The organism is Microbacterium sp. UBA3394 (assembly GCF_002358725.1).
Taxonomy (GTDB): Bacteria; Actinomycetota; Actinomycetes; order Actinomycetales; family Microbacteriaceae; genus Microbacterium; species Microbacterium luteum.
In genome coordinates, this window is the sequence record NZ_DEPK01000013.1 from 1 (window position 1) to 8273 (window position 8273).

The window sequence follows — 8273 nt, forward strand, 5'->3', positions numbered from 1 at the left end:
AGTGGCGACGCTGACCCCGGCGCGTTTGAGGCCCCGGATCACCGCCTCGACGGCTTCGGCTTTCATTCGGTCTCTTCTCTCTGGCGTTACTCGTGGGGTGCGGTCGCGGGTGTCCCGCTCCGTTCCGCAGTCACGTTGTGCGGGTGCTGCGGCGGCACATCCGCAATTCGTGACTGCGGAGCGGGGGTGCAACCTGCTCCGCAGTCATGTTGTGCGGCCGTAGCGGGGAGGAACCCGCAGTTTGTGACTGCGGAGCAGGGGTCTCGGGGACCGGGTCGAGGGCGGGGTCTCGTGGACGGGGTCAAGGGGCGAAGGGAGTCGGGCGGAGCAGGGGTCTCGGGGGCGGGGGTCAAGGGGCAAAGGGGGGTGGACGTCGTGCGAGGCGAGCACGGATCAGGCGGGCACGGGGGTGGATGCGGCGCTCGCCGTCAGCCGATGGGCGCGGTGGCTGGGCGAAAGCCGCGGGCGGCCGGTGAAGCGTTCGCGCAGCGTGGGCGCCGGGGCGCTCGCGCGTCCGCGGTCGACGAGGATCGGCAGCACCAGGTCGATGAACGCGCGGTAGGAGTCGGGGCCGCCGAAGGTCGGCTCGAGCATGAGGCCGTCGATGCCGGATCCGTCGATGATCGCCTCGATCTCGTCGGCGACCTTCTGCGGGTTTCCGGTGATCTGAAACCCGCGGATCGCCTTGGTGCGGAACTGGTCGAGCACGCCGCGCACCCGCACATCCGGGTCGTTCTTGGCATAGCGGTCGACGAGCGTCTGTCCGTAGTCGGTGCGCAGGTCGACCAGCCGGGTGTCGGGGTCGACGCCCGTGAGGTCGATTCCGGTGATCCCGGCGAACATGACCGCGGCGTCGTCGAGGCCGAGGAGTGCCTCGTACTCGGCGCGCAGAGCGTGTGCCTCTTCGGTGGTCGGTGCGACGGTCACGGTCATGCCGCTGACGACCTTCACCTCGGCGCCGTCGCGGCCGTGTGTCTCGGCCTTCGCGCGGATGTCGGCAACGTGCGCGGCGGCAGAGGCGATCGACTGGCCCTGGATGAACACCGCCTCGGCGTTGCGCGCCGCATAGGCCCGGCCGCGGTCGGAAGTGCCGGCCTGGAAGAGCACGGGCGTGCGCTGCGGCGTGGGCGGCACGGCGAAGATGCCGTGCGAGCGCTGGTACTCGCCGTCGACCTCGACGCGGTGCAGCTTCTCCGGGTCGGCGTACAGGCGCCGCGCGCGGTCGCGCAGTTCGGCGTCGTCGTCCCAGCTGTGCTCCCAGAACCGCAGACACGTGTCGAGGAAGTCGTCGGCGGCGTCGTACCGCTGGTCGTGAGTGAGCTTCTGCGTCACGCCGAACAGCTCGTCGGTGGTGGCCTGCGAGCTGCCGGTGACGATGTTCCAGCCGATGCGTCCGCCGGTGAACCGGTCGAGCGTGGCGAACCGGCGCGCGGTGGCGTAGGGCTTCTCGACCGTCGTGGGCGAAGTGACGACGAACCCGAGGTTCTCGGTCGCCCGGGCGAGCGCCGGAATCGCGAGCATCGGGTCGAGGGCGGGGAACTGGATGCCGTGGGCGGCGACCTCGTGGGGCATCCTCCCCTCGAGCGTGGCGTAGCCGTAGGTGTCGGCGAAGAAGAGGAAGTCGAATCCCGACTCGTCGAGCATGGTCGCCAGGTCGACCCAGTAGTCGAGGCGATCCCAGTCGTCGCCGCGGCCGCGAGGGTCGGTCCAGGTGGGCATGCCGTTGCTGGGGTTCATCATCTCGAACGCACCCAGCAGGATCGGCTTGGTCGTGTCGCTCATCGTCAGATCACCATCGCCACGGTCTTGGTCTCCAGGTAGTTCTCCAGCCCCTGCGGGCCGTTCTCGGTGCCCCAGCCGGACTCCTTGTGGCCGCCCTTGGGGAGCTCGGGTCCGAGAAAGGAGTGGCAGTTGACCCACACGGTCCCCGCCTCGAGCCGGGCGGCGACGCGGTGGCCGTTGCTGAGACCCTCGGTCCAGACGCTCGCGGCGAGGCCGTAGCGGGAGTCGTTCGCCCACGCGACGACGTCGTCGATCTCGTCGAACGGGGTGACCACGGCGACGGGCCCGAAGATCTCCTCGCGCATGAGCGGCATGTCGGCACGAACGTCGGTGAGCACGGTCGGGGTGTAGAAGGTGCCGTCGCGTTTGCCGCCGGTGACGACGCGCGCCCCGTCGGCCGCGCCGGCGTCGACGAGGGAGGCGACGCGCTCGGCCTGCGGGGTGCTCACGAGCGGGCCGAGGTCGGCTTCGGGGTCGAGTCCGTGGCCGAGGCGCAGCTTCTCGCCGGCGGCGGCCATCCCCTCGACGACCCGGTCGTAGACGTCGCGGTGCGCATAGACGCGCGCGCTCGCGACGCACACCTGGCCGCCGTTGTCGAAGATGCCGCGTGAGACGCCGTCGATCGCGGCGTCGATGTCGGCGTCGGGCAGGATCAGCGAGGGCGACTTGCCGCCGAGCTCGAGGGTGAGGCGGGTGAGATCGGTGGATGCGGTCTGCACGAGCCGCTTGCCGACGGTGGTGGATCCGGTGAAGGCGATCTTCGCCACATCCGGATGCTCGACGAGCGCCTGTCCGGCTTCGGCGCCGTAGCCGCTGACGATGTTGACGACGCCGTCGGGGACTCCGGCGCGCTGCAGGAGGCGTCCAAGGAACGCGGCGGTCAGCGGGGTGTTCTCGGCGGGCTTGAGCACGATGGTGCAGCCGGCGGCCAGCGCCGGCGCGAGTTTCATCGCGGTCATGATCAGCGGCGAGTTCCACGGCACGATCGCCCCGACGACACCGACGGGTTCGCGACGCGTGTAGGCGAACAGCTCCCTGCCGGCGGGAGTGCGCGAGATCGACGTGGGGATGGTCTGCCCGAAGATCTTGGTGGGCCAGCCGGCGTAGTAGCGGAACTGGTTGATGGCGGCCGGCACCTCGCCGAAACGCGAGGTGCGCAGGTTCTTGCCCTGGTCGAGAGTTTCGAGCTCGGCGAGGTCGTCGAGGTGCTCCTGCATCAGGTCGGCGATGCGCCACAGCATCGCGCCGCGATCGGCGGGGCTCATCCCGCGCCAGTCGGGGCGGTGCAGTGCGTCGCGTGCGGCGGCGACGGCCTGCGCGACGTCGGCGGCTTCGCCACGGGCGACGGATGCCAGCACCTGGCCCGTTGCCGGATCGAACGTGTCGAATGTCGTACCGGATGCCGCGGCCTGCCACGATCCGCCGATCAGCAGTCGGCCGGGGTCGTCGGCGAGGAATCGCGTGACGCCGTCGCGGAGCGTCGGTGCGGAGGGGGGAGTCATGCGGGCACCTCACGTCGGGAGCGGGGGATGCCCATGATGCTATACAGCAATCATTGATTGCTTGTAGCTATCAGGTTTCGTGCGTGTTTCACGGCGCGCGCCCGACGACTCAGGCGGCGGCGACGGAGTGGATGTCGGAGGAGAACGCCTGTCCGTTGAGCTCCAGATAGAGGTGTCGCTCGGTCACCGACAGGCTCATCGTCGTGCGGCGCTCGACGTGCGCGGATGCGGCCTCGAGGAACCCGCGGTCGAAGCTGTGCACCAGGATGTCGGGCCCGCGATGGATGCGCTTGCCCTGCCAGCTGGTGACGAGCTTGGCCGGATCGCGGTGCGTGTAGACTGCGACGCGGCCGGCCTTCATGCTGCCCTCGTGCAGGCGCGCCGCCTCCGGAGCGCCTACTTCGATCCATCCCGTCAGCGAGCCGGTCGCATCCCGGATGACGACGGCCGGCTCGTCGGTGGCCGAGATGCCCTCGGTGAATGCGATGCCCTCGGCGAACTCCAGACCGTAGGCGAGCACCCGTGTGAGCATGTAGACGTCGGTCTCAGACGGATGCCGCGCCACCCGGAGCGAGAGATCCTCGTAGACCCCGCGATCCACGTCGGCCAGCGTCACGGTGAAGGTGTGGATCGTCGCGCCGGCAGCCATCCCGTCAGCCTATGCCGGAGCAGCGGCGCGGAGCGTGACCGCACGACTTTCAGTCGAAAGGCGCCAGCCATGATGGGCCCATGCTTCCACTGGCACCTCGTGCTCACGTGTGCGGACCGATAGATTCGCAGGATGCTGAGCGAGGGGGCCCGATGACCGAAGCGCGGCCGCTGTACATCGAGACGTTCATTCGCGCCGACATCGAACGCGTCTGGCGGCTCACGCAGGACCCTGAGCTGCATCCGCACTGGGACCTGAGGTTCAGTGCGATCCAGCCGATCGGAACGGATGACAGCGGACGCACGCGATTCCGATACGAACGCGCCCTGCCGTTTCACGTCATCCGCGGCGACGGTGTCTCGCTGGGCGAGAAGGAACGCGCCGACGGCACGCGGACCTCTGCACTCGGTTTCTCAACCGATGACCGACTGTCGCCGTTGCGTCGTGGCCGCGGGTACTGGCGATACATCCCTACCGGCGGCGGAGTGCGCTTCATCACCGGCTACGACTACCACCCAGGCTGGGGTCGTCTGGCGGATGTCGCGATGCGGCCCGTGATCCTCTGGATGACGGCGTGGAGTTTCGACCGGCTGCGCATCTGGGCGGAGTCGGAAGACGCTCAGCCGCGATGGAGGCTGCGGTCGGTGCTCGCCCTCTGGCGAGCCGAACGGCCGCGAGCATCACGGTGCCGTACGACGCCACCTCCAAAGGGCGCTATGTCCCATGCGCCCGAGACCCTGCAGGAGGTGACGATCGCGTGAGCGACGCCGCGATCTTCCGCGCTGCGCTCGGCGACGACTTCGACCGGCTGCATCCGATGATGCAGCGCCGGTTCGGTGTTTCCCTGGCCGCCGGCTACGCGTGCGTCGGGCGCGGCACGATGACCCGTATCCGGCGCGGGCCGTGGTGGACCGTCCCGTTCCTGCTCATCGGTCGACTGCGCCACATCCTCGTCGCCGACATCGGAACGGACGTGCCCTTCATCGTCGAGAACTATCCGTACCGTGTCCCGCTCGGTCGCGAGACGGTGACGTTCGTGCGCGAATACCGTGCGCGGACGAAGCCGGCACGGTTCGACGCGACCATGGTGCTCGACTCCGAGCGTCGCACGATCGTCGACTACCTCGGAACGCACCAGCACCTGGCCGTCGACCTGCACCTCGAGGTCGATGACCGTGGCGGCCTCATCCTGAGATCCGACGCACAGCGGTTCTACGAGGGCCCGGTGGCGTTCCGCTTCCCGATGCTCTTCTCGGGGCGCGCGGAGCTACACGAGCACTACGACGACACGGTCGGCGCCTTCCACATCGCGCTGGAGGTGCGCAACCGGCTCTTCGGGTTCCTCTTCGGGTATGAGGGCTGGTTCACGTGCGAGTATCCCGAGGCGAGCGACGCACCGGACCGCCTGAAGCCCATCCGTCACGAGCGCCGTCTCTGACCGGCGCGAGCGCCGCAGCACCGTCCTCTACTTCGAGGGGAGGCCGCGCTGCTCCAGGGCCTCGCGCATCACGTGACGACCGCGCAGGCTCGCCTCGTCGCGCACGCGGGCGAGCACGGTCGGCGACCACGGCCGCGCGCTGCCCTGCGAGGCGTAGTACGCCGAGAGCGCGTCGTCGTAGGCGTCGATCGCCGAGTCCGCGGGTGTGGTGTAGGTCTCGCGGTGGCGCACGATGTCCTGCGGCAGCCGCGGTTTGACCCGGGCCGCGTCGTCGGGATGCGGATGCCCGATGGCCATCCCCGCGACCGGGAACGCCCCGGCGGGCAGTTCGAGCAGCTCGCTGAGGGCGATGGGGTTGTTCCGCACGGATCCGACGTAGGTGATGCCCAGACCCAGCGACTCGGCGGCGATCGCGGCGTTCTGCGCGGCGACACCCGCATCCACGAAGGACACGAGCGTGCTCTCGAGATAGTCGATGCCGGCATCGGGCTGATCGTGGTGCTTCGCGATGGCGCGGTTGCGCGCCCAGTCGGCGATGAACACGAGGAAGACCGGTGCCTGCCGGATGAACTCCTGGTCGCCGGCGAGTTCGGATGCCGCCGCCTTGCGCTCGGGGTCGCGGATCTCGATGACCGACCACGACTGCATGTTCGAGCTCGTCGACGCCGACTGCGCCGCGGCGACGATGGCCGTGACCGCGTCGTCGGAGACGTCCTCCGACGTGAACTGCCGCACCGATCGATGGCGCAGCTGCAGCGCGATGACGTCGTTCACCGACTCGATCGTGTCGGGCGCGGCGTCGCCGTATCGCGCGCCGAGGCTCTCGTCGATGGCGTCGGCGTCGGGGGTCGTCGAGGTCGTCGAGGGTGAAGTGGTCATGTCGATGACGACGTTCGACCGTCGGTGGTTATTCCCGGCGCGAGCGTTCGATCGCCGCTGGCGGCTGAGGATTGGACGGGGCGGGCCACCAGCGAGGCAGCTGCGCTTCGATGGCTGCGGCCGCCGCCGGAACGTCGGTGGCGTCCGACCGCGCCAGCTCGCGGAGCGCCGCCGTCACCCCGGCGGCGACGTACGCGGCTGCCGTGCCGTCTGCGGCGCCGGGAACGTCGGTGCCCGCCCGGGCGAGCTCTGCCACGACCAGATCCGCGCGAGCGCGCAGGGCGGATTCGACCGATGCCGCGAATGCTCCGCCGGCGAGGGCGAACAGGTGGCGGTAGGTCGTACGGCGCTCGATGATCTCACGCACCTGTCGGTCCAGAGCGGCACGGTAGGCATCGGCGACCCTGCCCGGGTCGGCGAGCGGGTCCGCCTGATCGAAGGTCACCTCCGCGAGCTCATCCACGAGCTGCGTGAACGCGTCGGTGACGGCCGCCGCGGCGGTCTCCCAGTGCTTGTAGAACGTCACGCGATGCACATCGGCGCGTCGGGCGATCTCCGCCACCGTCAAGTCGGCGATGTCTCCCGCCGACGCGGCCGCCAGAATCGCCTCCTGCACACGCGCGCGCGTCCGCATCGCACGAGGCTCAGAACGGTCCTCGGCGGCCGCTCGGCTGGTGCGGCGCTCGGTCATGAAGGAGATCGTTTCATGCGCCGCACCGCCGAGCGGAATCCGTCCGTCAGCGAACGGACGCCTGGCCGCCGTCGACCGGGAGCAGCTGCCCCGTGATGAATCGCGACGCCTCCGAGGCAAGGAAGACCATCACCGGGCCGAGGTCACGGTCGGGGTCGCCGTACGCGTGGCCGAGGGCGATCGACGCTTCGTTCATCCAGTAGTTCGCGGTGCGTCCCTCGTCGTCCAGCCGCGCGATCGCGGCGTCGTACATGGGCGTCGCGATGGCGGGAAGGATGGCGTTCACCCGCACGCCATCCGGTCCCCACGCGGCGGCTGCCGTTCGCGTCCAGGAGTGCACGGCGCCCTTGGAAGCCGAATAGGCGGGTGCGACCGCCTCGGGACGCAGACCCGAGATCGAGCCGAAGTTGATGATCGATCCGCGCTTGTTCGGTGCCATCAGGCGGTATGCGGCCTGGTTGGCGAGCATCGTGCCGCGAACGTTGACGGCGAACATCGCGTCCCAGTCGTCGACGGTGACACTCGCGGCATCGCCGGACCGCTGGATCGCCGCCGGGTGCGCGAGCACATCCAGACCACCCAGACGCTCGGCGGCGAGATCGAACGTGGCCTCGACATCGGCGGCGTTCGAGACATCCAGCCGCATGAACGTGGCGCTCCCCGGTCCGGCGGCGGCCGCGACGACGTCCTGCCCCGCCTCCTCGGCGACATCCATGCTCACGACGTTCGCGCCCGCCGCGACGTAGTTGCGCACCGTGGCGGCGCCCATGCCGCTCGCACCGCCGGTGACGATGATCCGATAGTCCTTGATATCCATGCGATTGCTCCTTGAGTCTGTCCAGGGCATGAGCCCACTCATAAGCTACGCCTGTAAATCAGGTGCGTACAGCCCGGCGCGTGAATGCAGCCTCGACCTCAGTGGAACAGGCCCTCGGGGTCGCCGTGGGCGTCGAGCCACTCCTGCCGGCGCTCGAACAGGCCGGGCACCAGGCTGCGCACGCGGGCGATGAGCTCGGCCACGTCGGCGGTGACGAGCTCGCCGCCGCGCACGACCACCTCACCGGCGACCATCGTCATGTCGACGTCGGAACCGCGCACCGCGTGCACGAGGTTGTGATGGATGTTGGCGTAGCCGCCGTCGGTCAGGAACGGCGTCATGCGCGGGGTGTCGGTGCGCACCGCGACGAGGTCGGCCTGGAAACCGGCGGCGACCTGCCCGAGCCGGTCGCCCTGCCCGATGGCGGCGGCGCCGCCGCGTGTGGCCATGCGCATCACCTGCCACGAGTCCATGGCGGCGGCATCCATCGATCGCAGTTTGCCGAGCAGGGAGGC

General features: G+C 69.6%; 9 protein-coding genes. 2 read left to right on the forward strand and 7 right to left on the reverse strand.

All coding sequences use genetic code 11. From position 1 onward, the window contains the following. Positions 1 to 393: 393 nt before the first annotated feature. The 3 genes from B4E30_RS00540 to B4E30_RS00550 all read right to left on the reverse strand — a co-directional run bounded on the left by B4E30_RS00540 (position 394) and on the right by B4E30_RS00550 (position 3933). The gene (locus tag B4E30_RS00540; RefSeq protein ID WP_286793040.1) at positions 394 to 1782 is read right to left on the reverse strand and encodes an NtaA/DmoA family FMN-dependent monooxygenase; all 1389 of its coding nucleotides are present in this window, start codon (positions 1780 to 1782) and stop codon (positions 394 to 396) included. Between the two features lie 2 nt (positions 1783 to 1784). Beyond that, positions 1785 to 3284 carry an aldehyde dehydrogenase family protein gene (locus B4E30_RS00545; protein WP_286793041.1) on the reverse strand — a complete coding sequence of 500 codons (1500 nt, stop codon included), beginning with the start codon at positions 3282 to 3284 and terminating at the stop codon, positions 1785 to 1787. Positions 3285 to 3393: 109 nt separating this feature from the next. Then, a complete protein-coding gene (locus B4E30_RS00550; protein ID WP_286793042.1) occupies positions 3394 to 3933 on the reverse strand; it encodes a YaeQ family protein in 540 nt (179 codons plus the stop codon). Positions 3934 to 4085: 152 nt separating this feature from the next. Between B4E30_RS00550 and B4E30_RS00555 the strand changes: the two genes are divergently transcribed. Beyond that, the gene (locus B4E30_RS00555) at positions 4086 to 4694 is read left to right on the forward strand and encodes an SRPBCC family protein (RefSeq protein ID WP_286793043.1); all 609 of its coding nucleotides are present in this window, start codon (positions 4086 to 4088) and stop codon (positions 4692 to 4694) included. Then, on the forward strand, positions 4691 to 5371 hold the full coding sequence (locus tag B4E30_RS00560) for a DUF4166 domain-containing protein (RefSeq protein WP_286793044.1): 681 nt from the start codon (positions 4691 to 4693) through the stop codon (positions 5369 to 5371). The genes B4E30_RS00555 and B4E30_RS00560 overlap by 4 nt, the downstream gene beginning before the upstream one ends. 27 nt (positions 5372 to 5398) lie before the next feature. Here B4E30_RS00560 and B4E30_RS00565 read toward each other — a convergent pair whose 3' ends face one another. The 4 genes from B4E30_RS00565 to B4E30_RS00580 all read right to left on the reverse strand — a co-directional run. After that, a complete protein-coding gene (locus B4E30_RS00565; protein WP_286793045.1) occupies positions 5399 to 6250 on the reverse strand; it encodes an NADPH-dependent oxidoreductase in 852 nt (283 codons plus the stop codon). A gap of 28 nt (positions 6251 to 6278) precedes the next feature. Then, entirely contained in the window at positions 6279 to 6884 is a 606-nt protein-coding gene (locus B4E30_RS00570; RefSeq protein WP_286793046.1) for a TetR/AcrR family transcriptional regulator, read from the reverse strand. Positions 6885 to 6987: 103 nt separating this feature from the next. After that, on the reverse strand, positions 6988 to 7758 hold the full coding sequence (locus tag B4E30_RS00575) for an SDR family NAD(P)-dependent oxidoreductase (protein WP_286793047.1): 771 nt from the start codon (positions 7756 to 7758) through the stop codon (positions 6988 to 6990). A gap of 98 nt (positions 7759 to 7856) precedes the next feature. Next, positions 7857 to 8273: amidohydrolase family protein (locus B4E30_RS00580; RefSeq protein WP_286793048.1), on the reverse strand; the 417-nt coding region annotated here is incomplete at its 5' end.